This is a genomic window from uncultured Microbulbifer sp., from assembly GCF_913055755.1.
Classification (GTDB): domain Bacteria; phylum Pseudomonadota; class Gammaproteobacteria; order Pseudomonadales; family Cellvibrionaceae; genus Microbulbifer.
Genome location: NZ_CAJXKH010000069.1, coordinates 1 through 21,456 on the forward strand (window position 1 = coordinate 1; position 21,456 = coordinate 21,456).

The 21,456-nt window shown below is 61.0% G+C and carries 19 protein-coding genes; 6 read left to right on the plus strand and 13 right to left on the minus strand.

Annotation, left to right across the window (positions count from 1 at the left end; translation table 11 throughout):
- Together QZ511_RS11975 and QZ511_RS11980 are read right to left on the minus strand one after the other, a co-directional pair.
- Positions 1-1,317: NAD-dependent malic enzyme (locus QZ511_RS11975; RefSeq protein WP_295802653.1), on the minus strand; the 1,317-nt coding region annotated here is incomplete at its 3' end.
- 198 nt (positions 1,318-1,515) lie between these two features.
- A complete protein-coding gene (locus QZ511_RS11980; RefSeq protein WP_295802655.1) occupies positions 1,516-1,815 on the minus strand; it encodes a c-type cytochrome in 300 nt (99 codons plus the stop codon).
- Positions 1,816-2,011: 196 nt separating this feature from the next.
- Here QZ511_RS11980 and QZ511_RS11985 point away from each other — a divergent pair, with 196 nt between their 5' ends.
- Positions 2,012-2,908, plus strand: coding sequence for a peptidylprolyl isomerase (locus QZ511_RS11985; RefSeq protein WP_295802656.1), 897 nt, complete (start codon positions 2,012-2,014; stop codon positions 2,906-2,908).
- The gene (locus QZ511_RS11990) at positions 2,905-3,936 is read left to right on the plus strand and encodes a HupE/UreJ family protein (RefSeq protein ID WP_295802658.1); all 1,032 of its coding nucleotides are present in this window, start codon (positions 2,905-2,907) and stop codon (positions 3,934-3,936) included. The genes QZ511_RS11985 and QZ511_RS11990 overlap by 4 nt, the downstream gene beginning before the upstream one ends.
- 64 nt (positions 3,937-4,000) lie before the next feature.
- Here QZ511_RS11990 and QZ511_RS11995 read toward each other — a convergent pair whose 3' ends face one another.
- The 6 genes from QZ511_RS11995 to QZ511_RS12020 form a co-directional block, all read right to left on the minus strand.
- A complete protein-coding gene (locus QZ511_RS11995) occupies positions 4,001-4,477 on the minus strand; it encodes an Lrp/AsnC family transcriptional regulator (protein ID WP_295802660.1) in 477 nt (158 codons plus the stop codon).
- 116 nt (positions 4,478-4,593) lie between these two features.
- Positions 4,594-5,787 (minus strand): aminotransferase class I/II-fold pyridoxal phosphate-dependent enzyme, encoded by a 1,194-nt coding sequence (locus QZ511_RS12000; protein ID WP_295802661.1) that lies wholly within the window; start codon positions 5,785-5,787, stop codon positions 4,594-4,596.
- 219 nt (positions 5,788-6,006) lie between these two features.
- Positions 6,007-8,193 carry an autotransporter outer membrane beta-barrel domain-containing protein gene (locus QZ511_RS12005; protein WP_295802663.1) on the minus strand — a complete coding sequence of 729 codons (2,187 nt, stop codon included), beginning with the start codon at positions 8,191-8,193 and terminating at the stop codon, positions 6,007-6,009.
- A gap of 119 nt (positions 8,194-8,312) precedes the next feature.
- Entirely contained in the window at positions 8,313-8,831 is a 519-nt protein-coding gene (locus QZ511_RS12010; RefSeq protein ID WP_295802664.1) for a DUF2878 domain-containing protein, read from the minus strand.
- Between the two features lie 105 nt (positions 8,832-8,936).
- Positions 8,937-10,430 carry a deoxyribodipyrimidine photo-lyase gene (locus QZ511_RS12015; protein ID WP_295802665.1) on the minus strand — a complete coding sequence of 498 codons (1,494 nt, stop codon included), beginning with the start codon at positions 10,428-10,430 and terminating at the stop codon, positions 8,937-8,939.
- A gap of 44 nt (positions 10,431-10,474) precedes the next feature.
- Complete coding sequence (locus QZ511_RS12020) at positions 10,475-11,482, minus strand: DUF523 and DUF1722 domain-containing protein (protein WP_295802667.1); 1,008 nt, start codon at positions 11,480-11,482, stop codon at positions 10,475-10,477.
- A 190-nt stretch (positions 11,483-11,672) separates the two neighbouring features.
- Between QZ511_RS12020 and QZ511_RS12025 the strand changes: the two genes are divergently transcribed.
- The 3 genes from QZ511_RS12025 to QZ511_RS12035 all read left to right on the plus strand — a co-directional run bounded on the left by QZ511_RS12025 (position 11,673) and on the right by QZ511_RS12035 (position 16,527).
- Entirely contained in the window at positions 11,673-14,759 is a 3,087-nt protein-coding gene (locus QZ511_RS12025) for an FAD-binding and (Fe-S)-binding domain-containing protein (RefSeq protein WP_295802669.1), read from the plus strand.
- A gap of 18 nt (positions 14,760-14,777) precedes the next feature.
- Positions 14,778-15,488 (plus strand): tetratricopeptide repeat protein, encoded by a 711-nt coding sequence (locus QZ511_RS12030; protein ID WP_295802670.1) that lies wholly within the window; start codon positions 14,778-14,780, stop codon positions 15,486-15,488.
- Between the two features lie 625 nt (positions 15,489-16,113).
- The gene (locus QZ511_RS12035) at positions 16,114-16,527 is read left to right on the plus strand and encodes a hypothetical protein (RefSeq protein WP_295802672.1); all 414 of its coding nucleotides are present in this window, start codon (positions 16,114-16,116) and stop codon (positions 16,525-16,527) included.
- Between the two features lie 145 nt (positions 16,528-16,672).
- Here QZ511_RS12035 and QZ511_RS12040 read toward each other — a convergent pair whose 3' ends face one another.
- Positions 16,673-17,374: a hypothetical protein gene (locus tag QZ511_RS12040; RefSeq protein WP_295802673.1), complete on the minus strand. Its 702-nt coding sequence runs from the start codon at positions 17,372-17,374 to the stop codon at positions 16,673-16,675.
- A gap of 283 nt (positions 17,375-17,657) precedes the next feature.
- Positions 17,658-17,924 carry a hypothetical protein gene (locus QZ511_RS12045; RefSeq protein WP_295802675.1) on the minus strand — a complete coding sequence of 89 codons (267 nt, stop codon included), beginning with the start codon at positions 17,922-17,924 and terminating at the stop codon, positions 17,658-17,660.
- 254 nt (positions 17,925-18,178) lie between these two features.
- On the opposite strand from QZ511_RS12045, the gene QZ511_RS12050 reads away from it, so the two are divergent.
- Positions 18,179-19,174 carry a rhodanese-related sulfurtransferase gene (locus tag QZ511_RS12050; protein ID WP_295802677.1) on the plus strand — a complete coding sequence of 332 codons (996 nt, stop codon included), beginning with the start codon at positions 18,179-18,181 and terminating at the stop codon, positions 19,172-19,174.
- 73 nt (positions 19,175-19,247) lie between these two features.
- Here QZ511_RS12050 and QZ511_RS12055 read toward each other — a convergent pair whose 3' ends face one another.
- The 3 genes from QZ511_RS12055 to apbC all read right to left on the minus strand — a co-directional run.
- A complete protein-coding gene (locus QZ511_RS12055) occupies positions 19,248-19,631 on the minus strand; it encodes a hypothetical protein (protein ID WP_295802679.1) in 384 nt (127 codons plus the stop codon).
- A 392-nt stretch (positions 19,632-20,023) separates the two neighbouring features.
- Positions 20,024-20,398, minus strand: coding sequence for a hypothetical protein (locus QZ511_RS12060; RefSeq protein WP_295802681.1), 375 nt, complete (start codon positions 20,396-20,398; stop codon positions 20,024-20,026).
- A 134-nt stretch (positions 20,399-20,532) separates the two neighbouring features.
- A partial coding sequence (gene apbC / locus QZ511_RS12065) for an iron-sulfur cluster carrier protein ApbC (RefSeq protein WP_295802682.1) occupies positions 20,533-21,456 on the minus strand: 924 nt, incomplete at its 5' end.

A 21,456-nucleotide genomic window follows, 5' to 3' on the forward strand; every position in this document is an offset into this window, starting at 1 on the left:
CGGACTGCCGGTGGCAACCATGGCTTCGCCCCCGGTCCAGGTCAGCACCTCCTCCGGCGTGGCCTCGGCGCGGGAGGTGGGGTTGGACAGGGGCATCACCAGCGGGCGCTTGCAACCCTTGTGCAGGGCCTCGATCACCGGCTGGGTGAACAGGCCGCCCTGGCCGGAGACGCCGATCAGCATGGTGGGTTTGACCTTGGCGATCAGGTTTTCCAGGTCCCACTCCGGGGCCTGTGGATATTTTTCCGGATCCTGTGCCAGTTTTTCCTGGAAGTCATGCAGGCCTTTCATGTCGCTGGTGACCAGCCCGTAGCGGTCGAACATAAACAGTCGCGCGCGCGCCTCGGCGTCACTCAGGCCCTCATTGACCATGGCCGCCACCACCTGTTCGGCGATGCCGCAGCCGGCGGAGCCGGCGCCCACCACCAGCACCTTCTGTTTCGACAGCTTCTCATCCTTGGCCTTGCACGCGGCGAGCATGGTGCCGAGAGCGACCGAGGCGGTGCCCTGGATGTCGTCGTTGAAGCAGCACACCTTGTCGCGGTAGCGGTTCAGCAGCGGCATGGCGTTGGTCTGGGCGAAATCCTCGAACTGGATCAGTACCTTGGGCCAGCGGCGTTTGACCGCGGCGATGAACTCCTCGACAAACGCGTCGTATTCCTCCTGGGAAATACGCTCGTTACGCCAGCCCATATACATGGGGTCGTTCAGCAGGGTGCGGTTGTTGGTGCCGACATCCAGGGTCACCGGCAGGGTGTAGGCCGGGCTGATGCCGCCGCAGGCGGTGTACAGGGACAGCTTGCCGATGGGGATGCCCATGCCACCGATGCCCTGGTCGCCGAGGCCGAGGATACGCTCGCCGTCGGTAACCACTATCACCTTCACATTTTCCTTGGTGGCGCTGCGCAGGATGTCGTCCATATGCTTGCGATCCGGGTAGGACACAAACAGGCCGCGGTGGTTGCGGTAGATGTTGGAGAACTCCTCACAGGCCGCGCCCACGGTGGGGGTGTAGATGATCGGCAGCATCTGCTCGATGTGGTCGACGATCAGGCGGAAGAACAGGGTCTCGTTGTCGTCCTGGATCGCGCGCAGGAAAATGTGGCGGTCCAGGTCGCTCTTGCACTGCAGGTACTGGTGGTAAGCGCGGCGAACCTGCTCGTCGATGGTCTCGACGTTGTTCGGCAGGAGTCCGATCAGATTGAACTCGACACGCTCTTTCAGGGTAAAGGCGCTGCCTTTATTGAGCAGGGGCAATTCCAGCAGGGACGGGCCTGCATGGGGGATATACAGAGGGCGCTTTTCTTCGTTGGTCATTACTGCGTCGTCGGAAATTAACTAGAGCGCCGGCAGCGCTGCCGGCGGGGACGAAAGGAGGCGAGGCCGGCGCGGGTCCGGGCAAATTACGAACAGCAAGACCAAAATGGTCACCAGATTTGCTCGAACTCGCCACTGTGGCCGAGTGCGCGAGAGCCTAACGCCGACGGCAGTGAATAACAACCGGGAGCGGAAATCTTATTCGGATTTCGGCGAGGACATGAACTTGATCAGCGCCTTGTACTGTTCATCGGTGCAGTCCGGGCACATGCCACCGGGAGGCATCGCATTGAGGCCGTTCTTGATCGAACCCAGCAGCGCATCCATGCCCTTGTCCAGGCGCGGCTTCCAGGCCTCGGCATCGTGCACCTTGGGCGCATTGGCCACTCCGGTGGCGTGGCAAACCTGGCAGGCCCGGTTGTAAATCTCTTCCGTGGACTCTGCCAGTGCCAGAGGGCTAGCCAGAATCAGCAGGGAAACAATAAAACAAACACGCATGATCAATGACCTTATAAAAATGAATGACTCGGCGGACAACCTAGCCCGATTCTACACATCCCCAGATGATATAGATCAACCAGCCCCACTCCAAAAACCCCGCCCCACTCGGCAGGTACGCATTCGCGGACATTCGAAATCACAACTACTTTAAACAGTGATAATTCCGAAGCGACAATAATCACCGGAGACAAGGATGCCGCGCCAACGCCTACGCAACTTCGCACGTGATCCTCTGTGCCATTTCGCCCTCCTCGGCGGTCTGCTGTTCGGTCTCAACAGTCTGTTCCAGAACGATACGCCCGACACCGACGAGATTGTCGTTAGCGAAAACCGGATCGAGCACATCGCGAACATTTTCCAGCGCGGCTGGCAGCGGCCGCCGGATGCCAGTGAACTGCGCGGGCTGGTGGACGACTTCGTGCGCGAGGAAGTCCTGTACCGCGAGGCGGTGCGCCTGGGACTCGACCAAGACGACACGGTGATCCGGCGCCGACTGCGGATGAAGATGGAGTATCTCGCCAAAGACCTGGTAAACGCCATCGAACCGGGTGACCCGGTGCTGGAAGCGTATTACCAGAAAAACCTCGCGCAATACGCGCGCCCCGCCCGCTACAGCTTCGAGCAGATCTATTTCAATAGCGACCGGCGCCCGGAAGTGGCCGAAGATGCGCGGCTGGTGCTGGCCAAGCTGGCCTCGGGCGACGATCCCCGGGAACTCGGCGACAGTAACCTATTGCAGCACAGCTACCAGGATATCAGCGCGGAGCGTATCGACCGCCTGTTTGGCAGCAGTTTTGTACTGCAACTGGCAGAACTGGAACCCGGGCAGTGGCAGGGGCCGGTCACTTCCGCCTACGGCGAACACCTGGTAAGAATCAGCGCACAACAGCCCGCCAGCACCGCGCCTTTCGCCTCCGTGCGCGATGAAGTACTGCGGGATTGGCAGCTGGCCGAGCAGAAGCGGATCCTGGAAACCCAGTACCAGACCCTGCGGAAAAACTACCGGGTGACCATCGCCGACATTGCCGGGATCGAACTCGGCCCAGCAGCGCAAGCCCCCGCATCCGGCGGCGAGGTGGCGCGCCAATGAAGATCCGCTTTCTCTCTGCCCTGCTTTGCAGCCTTGTGCTCAGCCTCCTGTCATTCGCCAGCTCGGCGCACGAACTGCGCCCGGCATACCTGGCGGTGGAACAGGTCGACGCGCAGCTGTTCGATGTCACCTGGCGGGTACCGGCCCGCGGTGAGATGCGACTGTCCCTCAACGTAAAATTCGACGAAAACACCGAGCAGCGCAGCCTGCCACAGCCACTGATGGCTACCGGCTACTACACCGAGCGCTGGCAGGTTTCCCACCCGGATAACCTTGTCGGCAGCCATATCGAGATTGCGGGGCTGTCACAGACCATGACCGATGCGATAGTACGCATCAGCTGGCTGGACGGCCGCGAGCAACTCACTCGCCTGCTGCCCGATCGCCCTGACATGGTGGTGGAGGAATCCCCGGGTAGCGGCCAGATCGCCGGCACCTATTTTGTCCTGGGTGTGGAGCATATCCTGCTGGGGATAGATCACCTGCTGTTTGTGCTGGCGCTGGTGGTGCTGGTGAGCGGCTGGAAACAGCTGGTGACGACGATCACCGCGTTTACCCTGGCACACAGCATCACACTGGCGGCGGCGGTGCTCGGCATTGTGTCTGTTCCACAGGCACCGGTGGAGGCGGTGATCGCGTTGAGTATTGTGTTTGTCGCTGCCGAGATCATTTACAAGGGACGGGGCAGCAGTTCGCTGGCGATTCGCAAACCCTGGCTGGTGGCATTTGGCTTCGGTCTGTTACACGGGCTCGGGTTTGCCGGGGCGCTGTCGGAGATCGGTATACCGGAGCAGGCGATTCCGCTGTCGCTGGCGCTGTTCAATATCGGGGTCGAGGCGGGGCAGCTGCTGTTTATTGCGACCGTCAGTGTTTTGATGCTGCTGTTGCGCAAGCTACCGCCGGTACAGCAGTGGGAGATCCGCGCGGACACCACCGCGACCATTGCCAGCGCCCTGCCGGTGGCCTACGCGGTTGGCGGGCTCGCCGCCTGGTGGCTGATTGACCGGACAATTGCGCTGGTGGTTTGACGCTGGGCTGGTGGCGACGGCATGAAGCGGGGCCGGTGGCGAGCAATCACACCCCAGCCACCAATCAATCCTGAAACAACAGCTCCAGCGGATAGCCGGTAAACGGCTTGGTCTTCTCGATCACCAGATGGGAGGTCATGCGGGTAATGGCGGCATCTTCGTCGGCGAGCAACTGCTCGGAGACGCGGTTGAAGTCTGCCGCGTCTGGACAGACAAAGCGCAGCATATAGTCGAATTCGCCGGACATTTTCACGCAGGAAACGATCTGCTCGATCTTGTTGATGGCGCGGCGGAAGCTTTCGCTGGTTTTCGAGTCCTGGCGTTTCAGGGCCACGTTGACGTAAAACTCCGCGTGGCGCACCTTGTCCAGGTTCACTTCCGCCTGGAACTCGCGGATAAACTTTTCATTGGTCAGCTTTTTCACCCGCGCCAGGCAGGCGCTTTCGGAGAGACCGATTTCATCTGCCAGGTTGAGGTTGCTGATACGGGCGTTGGTCTGCAAGACCTCCAGAATACGTAAATTGTGCCGATCTATTTTCACGGTTTTGTTCTGTCAGCCATAGGAAATTCAGGGGAAGGATAGCGGCATTCCCGCGCCGCCGAAACTCTCGCGAGCCCGGCCGCACGGAAATTGCGACTTGTAACGGGAGATCCGGCTCAGCTGGCCTGGCGGCAGCCGCCGGTAACGAAGCGCTCGATACGGTCGAGGGCGCGGCTCAGTTCCGCCTCATCCGCCGCCAGGGTCAGGCGCACGTGATTGACCGCGCTGGCGCCGAAGGGGCGCCCGGGCAGTACGGAGACGTGCTCGGCATCCAGCAGCGCCTCCGCAAAGGCCTCGCCATCATCCGCCACCGCGGAGACATCCACCATCACGAACATACCGGCATCCGGCGACGCGCAGCTCAGCCCGGGGATCTTGCCGATGCGCTCGACGATGAGGTCGCGGCGCTTTTCATAGGCATCGCGCATCTGCTTGACGAAGTAGGTATCAAATTCCAGCGCGAAGGCGGCCGCTTCCTGGATAAATTGCGGTACGCCGAAGATGGTGGCGCCGGCGTATTCGATCAGACGCTCCACCAGCGGCCCCTGGGCCACCGCCCAGCCGAGGCGCCAGCCACTCATGGCGTGGGATTTGGACAAACCGTCGATGACGATGACATTGTCCAGGTGTTCAGCGGCCGTGCGCAGGGAGGTGTGGCGGCGGGCGAAGGTGATCATGGAATACATCTCGTCGGAGATGAGCCAGATATTGCGCTCGCGACAGTAGGCGGCCAGGTCCCGTAGCTGTTCCGGGGTGGCCATGGCGCCGGTGGGGTTGACCGGGGTATTGATCATCACCACGCGAGTTTCATCACTGATAGCCTGCTTGATGGTTTCGGTGTCGAAGGCGAAGCCCTGCTCTGCGGGGCAGGCGACCTTTTTCACATCCAGCTGCAGGGCGTCGGTGATCGGCACATAACCGATGTACATGGGTTCTGGGATGACGATCTGTTCGCCGGGATTGAGCAGGCAGGAGAGCACGCCGTAGATGGCGTTGGTGCCGCCGGGGAAGACGACGACGTCGTCGGGATTGCACGGGTGGGGGCTGACTTTGCTTTCGATATCGGCGATGGCGCGGCGCAGGACGAGTTCGCCGGCAGCCGGTGAATAGTGGGTGCGGCCTACACCCAGTCGCGCGCGGGCATAGTCGAGGATGGGTTCCGGGGTGTCGAAGTTGGGGTCCCCGACACACAGGAAGATGACGTCTTCACCTTTGTTGGCCAGGGCGTGGGCGCGGTCGCTGACGGCCCAGACGTCGGCGTCGGCGGAGTGCAGGGCCTGGCTCTGCTTGCTGAAACGGGGGCTGTACATCTTCAGAATTCCATCTGCTTCGGTTGTTATCGATACCTCTACGTTAGCAACCGGCGGGGTAATCCATGGCGCTTAGGCATCGCCAAAATCGCATCAGCCAGATCTTTTGGAGGAATTAACCGCAGAATATGCGGCGAGACCTCCCCCTCCACAACTCCGGGTCCGTTTGACCTTCCGAGGCGGCAAATCACTGGGTATCGGGTTACAGGACCGCTTGAGCTAAAACCGGTAGTTAAGACTCAACCCGCCAATGGAGTCATCCGGCCGCACCAGGAAATCCGCAGCCACGCGGAGGTTGTCATTGATGTTCACCCCTACCATGCCGCCGACACCGTTCTGGAATACGCCGGTGTTGTCGCTGCGATAGGCGGGCAAATAAGCCCAGTTGCTGCGGATGGAGTTCACGCCAATACCGAGGTTGGCGTAGTCGTCGCCGGCGGTGTGTTCCAGCCAGAATTCGCCGAACCACTGGCGCTCGGCGGATTCCGGGCTGTTGTAGAAGAAGCCGGCTTTGCAGCGACGGTACTCGCGATCCTGGCCGTGTACCCAGAGGCCGAGGGGGTCCATGGGGAGTCCATAGCGACCGGCGTAGGTGTACTGGGGACGGGTGCTTTCGTGGAAACCGTTGACGTCGATCTCGGTCCACTCGGCGGAGACGAAGGGGCCCATAAAGCTTTCGAGGTTGCGACTGGCGTCGTAGCCGGCGCGAATGAACGCGTTGTAGCCGTCGCCGTCGGTGTCGCCGTCGAGGCGGGTGGAGAAGGAGTCGCCGAGGTGAATGGTGCGGTTGACGTCGTCGTAGTCGATGTCGGACCAGCCGATACCGCCGTCGACAAAGAAAAAGTCGTTGTCCCAGCGGGCAAAGGCGCTGAGGTTGAAGTTGCGGCTTTTGAGGAAGATGTTGTCCGGTTCGTATTCGCTGCCGCCATAGGACATGCTGAGGCCCCATTCCAGGTTGTCCATGGCCGCAAAGCTCATGCCGATAAAGCCGTCCCAGGCGGGGAATTCGTCATTCTGGGCGAGGCCGGCGCCCAGCTCCGCATGGCCGACACTGGCACCGGCAAATACGGTGGTATAGGGCTCGCGGAAGCGCTGGGACAACAGGTGGTGGTCGATATTGATGCGATGCTGGCGCAGGTTCTGGTAACCGAGATCCGGGAGTACCGCGAAACCGATGGGGGCGGTGAGGGTTGCGTAGTAGTAGTCGCCGAGCGCGCGCTGTGCCACCAGGGTGGGATGGATACTGTCGTAGAAAACCAGCATGTCGGCGTTCGGGTTGGTGCCATTTTCGCCGTATACGGGGTGGGGATTGGCACAATTGACATAGCAATAGGCGCTCTGGTCGATATTCGCGAGCCCGAAAGCGGCGGGACTGTCGACCATCAGTTCCAGCACACCCGCCAGATCCAGCAACAGAATATTGCCGATGTCGTTCAGCTGCTGGCGCAGGGTGTCATTGAACAGTTCGGTGCCGTAATTGGCGTAGTTAATCGCCGCGGCCCCCTGTGTGTACACGGCGGGAGTGCGGCCGATACGCGGTGCATTGGCCATCACCACATAGCGCGCTCCGGCTTCCTGCAGCTCACTGCCCGCGGTGGACAGGAAGGTGGCGGCGCGCTCCATGGACATGGGCGAGAGGCTGCTACCGCGCACGCCGTCGAGGATGTTGTTGCCGCCCCCCTGCAGAAAATAGAGCCCGTTTGGGTCCACCGTATTCTGCTCCAGGTAGCCCTGGCCGGTGGCAAAGGGCACGCCGGTGAGGGAAATGCCGTTGTTGGGGTCGTCCACCAGCGCCTGCAGGGCCGCGGGGTCACCGAAGGCGGCAGCCGCGGCCTGGGTTTCCGCGGGGCTCAGGTAGGGGCTCTCCCCTGCCGCCGGGTCGCATTCGCGGTCAGCACCACAGCGGCCCGCATCCGGCAGGATGGTGGTCAGGGAGTTGTGATCGGCGACCGTGGTATCCGGGAACAGGGTGCGGAAGCGCGCCCCGCCCACCACGTCCAGCAATACGTCTGCGGTGCGGTTGCCCCCAACCGCCCAGTTGGGGCCGTTTGCCAGTACTGATCGCGCCACCTGGGTGAACTGCTCTTCCGGGGTACCCGCCGCCGGCGCACAGGGAATGGCGCCGCCGAACGCGGGCCCCAGGCCGTAACAGGAATTCAGCGAGCTCAAGCCGAGCCGCTCGGCGAGAAAGGACGCCGCCGGCTGGCGGGGATAGATGCCCTGCGGGTCATCGGAGGTAAACACCCCCGCATTGCCGTTGTCCGAGATGCTGTCGCCGAACACCGTCATGGAACTGAACAGGCCGGGCATTACCTCTTCCGCGTTCGCGATACCGGCTGCACCTGCAGACGCGAGCGCCACCGACAGGGAAAGCAGTTTGCCAGAAAGTTTTCGGGACAGAATCACTGCGGCCTCCTTGCCACGGTTTAAATTCGTGGCAAGTATAGGTCAGCGCTGGGAGGGGAAATTCCGCGGTAGGAGAAGCTGTTGCAGATCCGCCAAAATGTATGGCGGTGCAGATATCATTACCGTGCCTGCTCCGGTGAACGGCCATCGGGCTGTTCGATCAGCGGCACCAGAACGCCACTGATAAACGCCGCCAGCAGGCTCCACACCAGCGCAATCACAAGCAGGCATTGCCATACCGGGCGTCCCCAGCCGGCGGGGCCAAAGTAGACGCTGTTGAAGTAAAACAGCGGCGCTACCAGCATCCCCGTAAGGGCCGCGTACAGGGGCCTTCGCACCAGAAAACCGAGAGAGTAACGAATGGTGGTGGCGAGCATGGCCCAGATACAGATGGACCAGGCCGGGGGCAGACTGGAACGGTAATCCTGTACGCCATTGGCCATAAAAGCCCACTCGACGCCAAAGCCGCAGAAAATAAACCCGAGAATGACGAAGATGTCGCGCAGGTCCCGCCACATGACGAAGTGCAACATCAACACCAGAAACAACGCGATCAGCGCCATGGCGTTGCCGTACAGCAGGGCGACCCACCACCCGGCGATAAAGAGGCTGAAATTCACCAGTTTTTTATGATTCATTGGCGACTCAATTATCAGAACCTTTTCTGTACCGCGAGCGCGCAGTGCCATCCATGACCCGTTGCAGTGAACTCCTGCATCGGAACAGGAGAATAAATCAGAGGATCACTGAGACTTCAAGTTAGCAAATACGTCGATCGCGTATTTACGGGATTTATGTACATCGCAAATGGGGCTTGGATACCCTTCCAGTGGCGGCGGGCAGTGGATATCTTTTGCTGCGACCGCAGCCAGTTCCGGTAAAAAAGCGCGAATGAATTCACCGCCGGGATCGAACTTTTTCGACTGGCTGTAGGGGTTGAATACGCGAAAATAAGGCGCGGCGTCGGTGCCGGTGGACGCCGCCCACTGCCAGCCACCGTTATTGGCGGCAAAATCTGCATCCACCAGGCGCTCCATGAAATAGCGCTCGCCGCGACGCCAGTCGATCAGCAGGTTTTTGGTCAGGAAAGATGCCACCACCATACGCAGGCGATTGTGCATCCAACCGGTTTCATTCAATTGGCGCATGGCGGCATCGACAATGGGTACACCGGTGTTACCCGCACACCAGCGCGCGAAATTTTCTGCATCTTCGGACCAGGGCACCGCGTCGGTTTCCGGCTTGAACGGTTTGTTGCAGCACACCCGCGGGTAGTTCAGCACCAGGTGCTGGTAGAACTCACGCCACAACAGTTCATTCAACCAGGTATTGGCGCCGTCGCTGCTCCCGGCCCAGCGCCCGCCATTCTCCGCCAGCGCCATCTGCACACACTGGCGAATGGAAACCGCGCCACAGTTCAGGTACGGGGACAGCCGCGAGGTGGCATCCGCTGCCGGGAAGTCCCGCTGCCGGTGATAGTCGGCAATCTTTGCGGAGAAATCTTCCAGATATGCTGCGCCGGCACTCTCCCCCACCGGCCAGTCGAGCACGTGCTCGCGATCGCCGTCTGCCACGGAGTAGTCGCCCACGGCCTGGGGAATTTTCCGCACCAGGTTATTGTCGCCCGGTAGCGCAATCCACTCCGGCCACTGTGCCCCGTGGTCGGCGGAGCGCGCCTGCGGCGCCGGCAACGGCGAAAACGGCTCGTCCCCGTGGCGGGCGATAAACGCGCGCTTGAACGGGGTAAATACCTTGAAGCCATCACCGCTGTTGGTGGTCAGGCTGCCCGGGGGGATCAGCGTGCGATCACTGCTGTACTCCACCGGCACCGGGATTTCCTTCAGCGCATCGCGCACCTGTGCATCCCGCCGCCGCTCGTTGAGCGGGTACTCGGCGTTGGCAAATAGCGCATCTATCTCCAGCTTGCGGACTATCTGGGCGATGGCCGCGGGCACATCGGCGAACGCCGGCAGCTCGAGAAAGTACAGGGGAATATGGCGATCACCCAGTTGCCTTTGCAACTGCGCCAGGGTGCGCAAGCGGAACGCCACCACGTTGTCGCCGTCGCCGTGGCTGGCCCAGGTCTGCGGGCAGGCGATAAATACCGCCGCCAGCTGCCGGCACCCCCTGTCCGCCCGGTACAGCGCGGTGTTGTCGGCAACCCGCAGGTCGTTGCGCAGCCACACCAGGCCGCGGCGATAGGGCCGCTCGCTCTTCCGGGAAATCTGGTTTCGCATGTGATATCGCTGACCGTACTGTTATGTGTTTTGCGGTGGCGCGGTTAGCGGAAATCGCACAACCCCAGTTCCGCGGGCTCCGCCGCCAACAGCACCTGGCTGTGGATAAATCCATGGGGGCTGCGCGGCAGGTAGTGGCGCAGCAGGGTGAGCACGGCGGACAGCGGTTTCAGCCCGCGGCGATATTCGTCGATCAACTGCTGCAGTTCGGCCTTTTCTTCCTTGCTGAGGAATTCCCGCAGGTGGCCCTGGCTGTGCATCAGCGCATTGGTTCTGTCCTTGCGGCTGGCGGGCCGCGACAGTATTTCCATAATGCCGCCGCGCATCGCCTGCGCCAGCTCGTCTTCCGGCATCGCCCCGGCATCCGCCAGCAGGCGACCGAGCGCACGGGTGGCATCCTGGTTGTGGGCCAGCAGCAGGTATTTGTAGGCGGTGTAGAACTCGATGATGCGGGCCGTGCGGGAGGGCTGTTTTTCCGCTTCCGCGGGCTCTTCGCCCTCTACATAGCGGTACCAGGCGTCGTAGGCGAATACGCGGGTGAGGAAGTTTTCCCGCAGCTCGCTGTTGTTGAGGCGCCCCACTTCCTCCATCGGCAGGTGGGGAAACTGCTGCTGCAGGCGGCGGGCAAAAACCCCGATGCCCTCGCTGTCTATGCCATGGCCGTTGGCGAGGTAGCGGCGCACGCCGTGCAGGCCGCAGCTGGGCGAATTCTGCATAAAGATGTAGCCGCGGATTTTCTGCAGTTGCGGCACCACGGAATCGGCATAGTCCCGCAGGGGCCCGGTAACGTCCACAGCGGGGTCTTCCACCCCCACGACCCTGACCGCATCCACTTCGGCACCCGCCCTGTCCACCAGCAGGTGGATGGGCTTGCGCGGCACGCCCATGCCGATGGCGACTTCCGGGCACAGGGGGACATACTCGAAACACTGCCCCAGCAGTTCGGTACACACCTTGCTGTGCTTGTGGCCGCCGTTAAAGCGCACCGGGTCCCCCATCGCGCACTGGCTGATGCCCACGGGGATTTTTGTCTGACGGGGAGATATCTTCATAACCCTGTTTACGCTGCCAAGGTGCTTTTGGATGACTGCAGACCGCCCATTCAGTGTATCCCACCGTTGCGCAATATCCGCCTGTGTACCCCCATAAAATCTGCTAATTGTTGCGCGGCCTGCCACCGTCGCTAAAATGCGAACCCTCTTATACAAGTAGTAACTCTCCATCCGATACCCGGGGCCCGGAATGATCCCAGCACTGCGCGAAATCAACGATGTACAGGCGCTCTACCTGCAGTTCCTGAAGGCACTGAAACAGGCAGGCTTTCACGGCGATACCAGCCCCAGCTATGCCAGCCGCACTGTGCTGTCGACCGACAACTCCATTTACCAGGTACTGCCCCAGGCGGTGGTCTACCCGCGGGATATCCACGACCTGCAGCTGCTGATGGAGCTGGCGGACCGGGAGGAGTTCTACAAGGTAGTGCTGTCGCCACGGGGCGGCGGCACCGGCACCAACGGCCAGTCGCTGACCGACGGTATCGTGGTGGACATTTCCCGGCACATGAACCGCATCCTAGAAATCAACGTCGAAGAAGGATGGGTTCGGGTTCAGACCGGGGTAGTGAAGGACCAGCTTAACGCCGCCCTGAAACCCCACGGGCTTTTCTTTGCCCCGGAGCTCTCCACCAGTAACCGCGCCACCATCGGCGGCATGATCAATACCGATGCCTCCGGCCAGGGCTCCTGTGTTTACGGCAAGACCCGTGACCATGTGCTGGAGCTGAAGACCGTGTTGATGGGCGGTGCACTCTGGCACTCCCACGCCATCGATGATGAAGCGCTGGCGGAAGTCACCGGGGCGGACAGCCGCGCCGCGCGGGTACACCAGCTGTGCGATGCCATTGATCGCGAACAGCGCGCGCTGATCGAGTCCCGTTTCCCCAAGCTGAACCGCTGCCTGACCGGTTACGATCTCGCACATATCCGCGACAGAGAAAAGGACGGCCGCTTCAACCTCAACAATATCCTGTGCGGCTCCGAGGGCACCCTGGGATTTATCGCCGAGGCCAAGCTCAATGTACTGAAAATCCCCAAGTGCGCGGCGCTGGTCAACCTGAATTACGACCACTTCCAGGATGCCCTCAAGGACGCCACGGACCTGATGCAGGCCGGTCCCACCTCCATCGAAACCGTGGACAGCAAGGTGTTGCAGCTGGCCATGGGCGATATCGTATGGGACAGCGTGAGCGAGTTCTTCCCGCAACCCTCTAGCGGAGAACGACAGCGCCCGGTTAAGGGCATCAACCTGGTGGAATACACCGCAGAATCCGAGGAAGCGCTGGACGCGGCACTGGAAAAGTTCACCGCCCAGGTCGACAGCCTGATCGGGCAACCGGGCAAGAGCTTCGCTTACACCATCGCCCGCGGCCACACCCAGGTGAATAAGATCTGGGGGATGCGCAAGCGCGCGGTGGGCCTGCTGGGCAATGTGGAAGGCGAACAGCGGCCGATTCCGTTTGTGGAGGACTGCGCGGTACCACCGGAGAACCTGGCGGACTTTATCGCCGAATTCCGCGCGGCGCTGGACGAGGCCGGCTTCGCCTACGGCATGTTCGGCCATGTGGATGCCGGGGTCCTGCACGTGCGCCCGGCCATCGACATGAAGGACCCGGAGCAGGCCAAGGCGGTGCGCGCCATCACCGAGAAAGTGGTGGCGCTGGCGAAAAAGTACAACGGCCTGTTGTGGGGCGAACACGGCAAGGGCGTGCGCTCGGAATTCGCGCCGGAATTTTTCGGCGAACTGTATCCGCAGTTGCAGAAGATCAAGGCCGCGTTCGACCCACGCAACCAGTTGAACCCGGGCAAGATCGCCACCCCCAGCGCCGCCTCCGGCCTGCTCAAGATCGACCAGGTGCCCACCCGCGGCGAGCACGACCGGCAGATTCCGGTACAGGTGTGGGAAGGCTATTCCGAGGGCGTCTACTGCAACGGCAACGGTGCCTGTTTCAACTGGAACCCGGACGACGCCATGTGCCCGTCCTACAAGGCCACCCGCAATCGCATCCATTCCCCCAAGGGCCGCGCCTCGCTGATGCGTGAGTGGCTGCGCCTGCTCAGCGACCGCGCGGTGGACCCGGAGGCGGTGGCGCGCAGGAGCCGCGAGCAGTCGTTTATCATCGGCCTCCCCGGGCGCTTCAAGAATTCCCTGGCCAAGGCGCGCGGAGAGTACGACTTCAACCACGAGGTGAACGAAGCCATGCAGGGCTGCCTGGGGTGCAAGTCCTGCGCCGGCCAGTGCCCGATCAAGGTGGATGTACCCACCCTCCGCGCCAAGTTTCTCGAACTCTATTACAGCCGTTATCTGCGGCCGCTGAAGGACTACTTCGTCGGCGGGCTGGAATTCGTCATGCCCCATCTGGCGCGGGTACCACAGCTGTACAATTTCCCCCTGCGCCTGAGGCCGGTGCGCTGGCTGCTGGAGCGCGGCCTGGGACTGGCGGACTCCCCGGCCCTGTCCGCCACCCGCCTGGACAAGGCCATGCAGGAGCTCGGCGTACCCTATGCCACCGCCGCCAGCCTGCGGGCACTGGGACCAACCCAGCGCAAGCAGTCGGTGGTGATCGTGCAGGACGCCTTCACCAGTTATTTCGACGCGGACGTGGTGGCGGATACCCTGCGCCTGCTCAAGCTGCTGGACTTCAACCCGCTGGTGGCGCCATTTCGCGCCAACGGTAAGCCCCTCCATGTACACGGTTTTATGCGTCAGTTTGCCCAGGTTGCCGCGGGCAACAGCGCCATGCTGAACGACCTCGCGGAATCCGGGGTGCCGCTGGTGGGCATCGACCCCTCCATGACCATGACCTACCGCTCCGAATACCGGAAGCTGATGGGTGACAAGGCCCCCCGGGTACAGCTGCTGCAGGAGTGGCTGGCAGAACACACCGAGCACCTGGCCAGCAATCGCAAGCGCCTGCAGGGGCGCAGCTTTACCCTGCTGCCCCACTGCACCGAGCAGTCCAACGCCGCCGCCTCCACCCGCCAGTGGCAGAGCGTTTTCGAGGCGCTGGGCATGGAGCTGGCGGCGAAGTCCGTCGGCTGCTGCGGTATGGCCGGGACCTACGGCCACGAGGTGGCGAACAAGGAAACATCGCGGGTGATCTTCCAGCAGTCTTGGGCGCCGAAACTGTCCGGCGCTCCGGACGCACTGCTGGCCACCGGCTACTCCTGCCGCTGCCAGAGCAAGCGCTTCGCCGGCACCGAATTGCGCCATCCACTGCAGGCACTACTGGCACAAATTGAAGATTCGGGGTTTACTGTCAGTAAATACTAACTGCTGCCGGAGCGCCCGATGTACCAGGCCCGCACACTGCCCCAACTGATTTCCGCCCTGACCCTCAGCCTGGCGCTGGCCCTGCCAGGGTGGGCGGAACCCAACGAATCAGAGGGCATGTCGGTACCCCAGCTGGTGGGCGAGGCCGAAGAATACGCCCTCGGCGGCAATTACGACGCCGCCCTGCCCCTGTACGAGCAGGCCATCGCCCGGCTGCACAGTGATCTTCCGCGCCAGCACCAGCTGCGCTACCGCTACGGCATCATTCTCAACGCACTGGGGGGCCAGCGCCCGGACCTCTACCCCCTGGCCCGCAGCCAGTTCGAAGCGGTACTGGGCTACATCGAGTCCTCCCCGGGACTGCCGTTCGAACACTCCGCGGCGCGGGTGCAGTCCGCGCTGGCCCACGCCTACCACCAGCAATCCGCCACCGTCGACAGCGAACACCAGCGGGGGCAGATGCTGCGCCGCGCCTACCAGCTCTACAGCGCCGCAGTGAACCAGCTGCAAATGGAGGAAGACTGGCAGAACCTGGCCATCACCTATTTCAATATCGGCCAGGTGTGTGAATGGCAGGGCAATCTGGAAGAGGCCATCGAATGGCTGGAACAGGCGGTGTTGCTGGACCGACAGCACGGGTTCGACGACCTGGAAGAGGATATGGCGTACCTGACCGCTCTTCGCGAGCTGGTCAATCCCACTCGCCCGGTAGGCAACAGCGCAATCTGACCCTGTAGCCACCACATCACTCCCGCTTCCCTGGCCGAAAAGTGGGGAAAAGGATCCCCGTCCCTAGACAGTCGCGAACGGCACCAACCGGGAAGCGCGCTTACCTGTAACTATCGGCTTGATAGTCCACACATTGCGTTAAGCCCGCATTACGCTGCTATCGAACCCGCTTACAACGCTGTCACCGATAAATCCACGGCGACATGAATAACCAGTCGCAAATAAATTGAAAAAAATTTTGTTCTCCCGGATTGGCAGTCCACGGCGCCAGCTGCACATTTTTTGCACAAGCGTAGAATGACATCGCTGTCATAGCCCCGTGCCGGTCAGCAACCAATTCCCTACCGGCAACCTCTCGGAGCCATCGATGCTGTCATTAAAGCGTCATACACAGGAACAAACTTCCCTTAAAAAGTAAATGCTTGGGTAAATCGGCTAACCCTGCAAATGAACATGACAATCTGTATGACCCTCTGCCCGAGAAGCAGCAATGATTGATTCCACTGCCGAGGCCATTAATATGGCCCCAGCTGATCAAACATTGATCACTTATTTCGAAATCAACTTGGAGGCTGAGCAGACATCTTGAGTCTGTGACCGAAAAGCTTTCGGAGGTATGAAAGATATGCGACAGAGTCTGAACAAATACATCTTTGCCATTGTTACCACCGTTATGGCGCTAACCGGCAGCGAGGCTTTTGCCGCAATCAAAAAAGAGCCGACAGACAAGAAGTCGATGACGGTCACCGCGACCGCCTATAACTCGATTGAAGGCCAGACTGATGACGACCCCTGGACTGCGGCCTGGAACAACCGCCTGCGCCCCGGCGACAAGATCATTGCGGTGTCCCGTGACCTCGAGAAGCACGGCCTGACCAACGGCGCCAAGGTGCGCATTGAAGGCCTGCCCGGTACCTACACCGTGCGCGACCGCATGAACAAGCGCTACAAGAACCGCATTGACGTGTGGATGGAAGAGGACCTGAAACGGGCCCGTAAATGGGGTAAGAAAAAGCTGAAAATTTCCTGGAGCCGTTAATAGCCCGTGTGCCGCTCGCGGCACCCCCCTCCACGAGAAACGGTTTACCCCGCCCCAAAAGCCCCGCAACCGCGGGGCTTTTGTTTTGTGCCTGCGCTCTCCCTTTTACCTGCTAATTAGCTGCTAACGGCCAGCTGCCCCACAGTCAGGGCTCGGTAGTCATCTCCCGCCCCGGCACTTCCCGGCAGGCCTCATTTTCAATGTAAAACACACTCGGCTGGCGGTTTTCGTTGTAGCGGTGCTCGACTTCATCATCCCGGAACACAATCAGGTATTCCGTTTTGACCCACCCCTCGTCGGTCAGATATTCGCTGAGCCACAGCACCGCGGGAGAATTCTCGTAGCAGCGGCCGTAAAACATCCGCGTTTTCTCCACCAGCTTTTTGCTCAGGTAATCGCGGTATTTTCCCGGGTAAGTAAAGCGCTCACCGGTCAGGTCCCCGTCCCCAGAGGCGTGGCTGTCCGCCTCGGAAATATCTTCGTCATCCGGTTCCACGCCCGGCACTTCGCTTTCCCCCAGGTCCATGCCGAGGTTGTCCCGGGTATCGTCCCCCAAGTCTCCGCCGCCATTGACCCTATCCCCATCCTCACCGCTATGCGGGGGGTGGCTCCAGCCCTCTTCGTCGGCAATTTTTTCAAAATAAATTGCGGTATTTTCATCGCAGTCCACGCAGCTGCGCCCGGCAATAATGGCGTAGCCCTGCAGCTCGGAAATCAGTCGGGCTTCCGCCAGGTCCACATCCAGGGTGCGCTCGCCGGATAACTGCAGCTCGATGCCGGAAATGGCTGGCATCGGTGCGGAAAAACAGATCAGGGGAAAACAGAGGAGAGAAAGGAAACATTTCATGCAGAGCAACCACATTCATACATCTGCAGCTGGTCAATGCGAAGTGTCGCATCGCCGGTAACAGCGGCGCCGCCGGGGCAACTTTCCTTGCTACCCGCAGGCGACGCCTTGATTGGGTGTGCTGTTACACTGTCGCGATTCCCTTCTATGTATAACCATAGCAGCCTCGCGGGAGTCTGCTGGTTGCGCTGGCAAATATTTGTAATCGCACCGGGAATTGCCGGTCACCGACAGCCTGTGCCGAAACCTACATAAAGAATAATGAGACTGCCCGGACAGCGCTTCAGGGGGACTCCCAGCCGCCGCTGGTCTCAGCGGGGCCGATAAAGGCACCGATGCCCTCCTCTTTCAGTGCCGCCAACGCCTCCTGCAGGGCCTCTTCATCCGTGTCGAACACGTCTTCCCACACAGTGGTGTTGTTGTGCTCATCCACGATTTCCAGCAGCCAGCCGCCGTCGCCGTCTTCATAGATATCGATGTCGACACTGTGGTCACCATCGCTGAAGGTACGGCAAAGCGGTGACTCTTTGGCAGTGAACTGTTCGTCCATGGGCGCAACCTCGCTGGCAGCCTCGGAATTAAAGTAATCCGGCAGCGGCGAATACAGGAACCAGAGAGAAGCCCCGGCCAGACCTGTCTGCCGCTGTCGAAAAAGTGTACGACACAAAACGGAAAATCCGTTAAAATGCGCGGCGATTTTTTACTCCGGCGGCGGTGATTCCTGCGATGACCTGCCCCGGAAGCCAGTGAACTGGCGTCCCCATGCCCCGGATTTACGCTCCGGACTGCACCAAAGGAAATACCATGAGCATCGTTGTCTGTGCGCTGTACAAGTTCGTCTCCCTGGACGACTTCGAATCCCTGCGCGAACCCCTTCTCAATGTCCTGCTGGAAAACGAGGTCCGCGGCACCCTGCTGCTGGCCGGCGAGGGCATTAACGGTACCGTGGCCGGCAGCCGCGCCGGTATCGACGGTCTGCTGGCCTACCTGAAGTCCGATTCACGTCTCGCCGATCTCGATTACAAGGAATCCACCACCGAGCGGATGCCGTTCCTGCGCAGCAAGGTCAAGCTGAAGCGGGAGATTGTCACCATGGGCGTCGAGGGTATCGACCCCCGCCGCACCGTGGGCACCTATGTAAAGCCCCGGGACTGGAACGCGCTGATCTCGGACCCGGAAGTCCTGCTGATCGACACCCGCAACGATTACGAGGTACAGGTGGGCACCTTCGAGCATGCGGTCAACCCGCAGACCACCACCTTCCGGGAATTCCCCCAGTATGTAAAAGAGCACCTGGATCCGGAAAAGCACAAAAAGGTGGCGATGTTCTGCACCGGTGGCATCCGCTGTGAGAAATCCACCGCCTACCTGAAAGAGCAGGGCTTTGACGAGGTCTACCACCTGCAGGGCGGCATCCTGAAATACCTGGAAGAAATGCCGAAGGAACAGACCCTGTGGAAGGGCGAGTGCTTCGTGTTCGATGACCGGGTCACCGTGAATCACGACCTGGAAAAAGGCAGCTTCCAGCAGTGCAACGCCTGCCGCATGCCGGTTACCGAAGAGGAAATGCAGTCAGAACTGTTTGAACAGGGCGTCAGCTGCCCCCACTGCCACGACAAGGTCTCGGAGGCGGACAAGGCGCGTTTCCGCGAGCGGGAAAAGCAGATCCAGCTGGCCAGAACCCGCGGTGACAAACACCTGGGCCACGATGCCCGTGCCACCACCCTGGCCCGGCGCCAGGAGAAACAGGAACTGCGTCGCCGCCAGGCTGCAGAGGCACGCAAGCAGCAGGCAAGCTGAAGCTGACCGCCCCTGCGTGAGCCCGGCACTCCTGTCGGGCTTCTGCTGCCGGTCTGCTGGTGTCGGGGGCTCTCTAGCCTGGCACTTCCGCCGAGCTGGTCAGCCAGTTCAGCGCCTGCGCCTCGGTCAGGAAAGAAAAGAACTCCAGCCCTTCATTGTGTGCACTGTTGCGCATGACTGCGGTGGTATTGAGCTGCGCGCGGTTCAATATTGCGATCCTGGCGCCCTGCAGCGCCGGCATTTGCGCCACATAGCTGCCAAAGCGCGCTTGCTCTTCCCGGCTCATCGACATCTTCTGTACCCGTCGCACATCCGCCAGTATCCTCAGTGGTTGCATGTGCCCGTATTTCGCCGCCAGCTGTCGCACGGCCTCGACCCGGTTGTCGTAGGTGGCCTCTCCATAAAACAGCATCCTCACCAGCCGATAACTGGCGTCGTATCGAACCTGGAAACTCATTACTGCTACTGCTCCTTCGCTCTGCGCGCTCGCGCAGTTACCACTTCCTTTGTACTACACCGCCGTACCGTGGAGGCACAACCACACCGCATCAGCTACCGGCGGATAAAATCACATAAACCGCCAGCGTTAAAAAAAACGACTCTCACAATAGAAAAAAAGAGAAAAATTTTTTTAAAAAATCCATTTTATCCTACGCCACTCCGAAAATACCGGGCGGCATGCGAAATAATTCTGGAGCAGATGTACCAGATCTGCACAGGAGGGAATGAATGCAAAAGGAATGCAAGATATCGGCCGTTTCTGTCAGACCGGTTTTTCATTGCACCAACGAAGAGGGGGCGAAGGCCAGGGGTGTGAAGATAGAGATGGCGATCGAAATGAGGCTCCAATCAGACCGGAACGTCCGCGCCCAGCCACTCCATGGCCGCCGCTTCCGTAATGAATTCCACAAGGTGGAATCCCTGCGCCAGGGCGGCGCTGTCGATAACCAGGTTCTCATTGTGGTCCGGAGCGTGCAATACCGCGGTGCGCGCGTGCTTCAATCCCTGCAAGTTCGCGGCAAAGCTCCCGAACTCCTGGCGCTCCTTAAAGGTAAGTAACAGCTCCGCCCGGCGCACATCGACAATCAGGTTCAACGGGTGGAGGTGGCCAAACTTTTCCGCAACCTGGCGGGCTGCCGCCACCTTTTCGGAAAACACCACCTCACCAAAAAATACCGCTCTGACAATACGGGTATCGGAGTCGAAACGGATCTGAAAGCTCAAACTGGTCACTCCACAATAACTGCCGCCGTTGGCAACTGCGTGGTCACTTCGGCCGATCAGTATACAAAAACAACCGCAATGCACAAAAACAATGCGATCGGCTAATTCCAGTGCGCGGAGCCCCCTTCGGCTGGTCAGGAGACTTCTATTTCCGGCCCCTCGCCACTACCGGCAAGCCATACCCGCGCCGCTGCCCGGCGCGCGATTTCCCGGTAATTCTGCGCTACCTCGCCGCCGGGCTCCGCCGCTACCGACGGATTGCCGGTATCCACCTGCTCGCGAATGGACATCGCCAGCGGCAGCTGGCCCAGCACTTCGGTACCGTAATCCGCGGCGATCCTGGCGCCGCCGCCGCTGCCAAAAATCGGCTCCTGGTGCCCGCAGTTGGAGCAGGTGTGCAGGGCCATGTTCTCCACGATCCCCAGCACCGGCACCGACACCTTGCGGAACATCTCCACGCCCTTGATCGCGTCCACCAGCGCCAGGTCCTGGGGGGTGGTCACAATCACCGCCCCCGCCAGCGCCGCCTTCTGCGCCAGGGTCAGCTGGATATCGCCGGTCCCCGGGGGCATATCCACCACCAGGTAATCCAGCTCGCCATCCTCCGAGCCCTGACCCCACAGGGTCTGGGTCAGCATCTGGTTCAGCGCGCCGCTGGCCATGGGACCGCGCCATACCGCCGGGGTATTCTCGGTCAGCAGATAGCCGAGCGACATGGTCTGTATTCCCAGCGCCGCCACCGGCACGAAAAATTTGCCGTCCTGCACTTCCGGGCGCAGGCCCTCGGTACCGAACATGGTGGGCAGGCTGGGACCGTAGATATCCGCGTCCAGCAGCCCCACCGACGCACCTTCGGCGGCCAGCGCCAGTGCCAGGTTGGCGGCGGTGGTGGACTTGCCGACCCCGCCCTTGCCCGACGCCACCGCGATGATATTTTTCACCGCGCGCAGAGACTCGGGCACTTCACCCGATTCTGTACGGCCAATATCGAAAAACAGATCACACTGGATGTCGGCATCAGCTAGCGGCCCGTCCGCGAGCAGCGGTACACAGGCCGT

Coding starts and splice junctions, on each gene's coding strand:
- QZ511_RS12015 (WP_295802665.1), bottom strand. CDS start 10,430: ATGCGAAACCAGATTTCCCGGAAGAGCGAGCGGCCCTATCGCCGCGGC.
- QZ511_RS11985 (WP_295802656.1), top strand. CDS start 2,012: ATGCCGCGCCAACGCCTACGCAACTTCGCACGTGATCCTCTGTGCCAT.
- QZ511_RS11990 (WP_295802658.1), top strand. CDS start 2,905: ATGAAGATCCGCTTTCTCTCTGCCCTGCTTTGCAGCCTTGTGCTCAGC.
- QZ511_RS12020 (WP_295802667.1), bottom strand. CDS start 11,482: ATGAAGATATCTCCCCGTCAGACAAAAATCCCCGTGGGCATCAGCCAG.
- QZ511_RS12040 (WP_295802673.1), bottom strand. CDS start 17,374: ATGAAATGTTTCCTTTCTCTCCTCTGTTTTCCCCTGATCTGTTTTTCC.
- QZ511_RS11980 (WP_295802655.1), bottom strand. CDS start 1,815: ATGCGTGTTTGTTTTATTGTTTCCCTGCTGATTCTGGCTAGCCCTCTG.
- QZ511_RS12010 (WP_295802664.1), bottom strand. CDS start 8,831: ATGAATCATAAAAAACTGGTGAATTTCAGCCTCTTTATCGCCGGGTGG.
- QZ511_RS12030 (WP_295802670.1), top strand. CDS start 14,778: ATGTACCAGGCCCGCACACTGCCCCAACTGATTTCCGCCCTGACCCTC.
- QZ511_RS12025 (WP_295802669.1), top strand. CDS start 11,673: ATGATCCCAGCACTGCGCGAAATCAACGATGTACAGGCGCTCTACCTG.
- QZ511_RS12055 (WP_295802679.1), bottom strand. CDS start 19,631: ATGAGTTTCCAGGTTCGATACGACGCCAGTTATCGGCTGGTGAGGATG.
- QZ511_RS12045 (WP_295802675.1), bottom strand. CDS start 17,924: ATGGACGAACAGTTCACTGCCAAAGAGTCACCGCTTTGCCGTACCTTC.
- QZ511_RS12050 (WP_295802677.1), top strand. CDS start 18,179: ATGAGCATCGTTGTCTGTGCGCTGTACAAGTTCGTCTCCCTGGACGAC.
- QZ511_RS12035 (WP_295802672.1), top strand. CDS start 16,114: ATGCGACAGAGTCTGAACAAATACATCTTTGCCATTGTTACCACCGTT.
- QZ511_RS12000 (WP_295802661.1), bottom strand. CDS start 5,787: ATGTACAGCCCCCGTTTCAGCAAGCAGAGCCAGGCCCTGCACTCCGCC.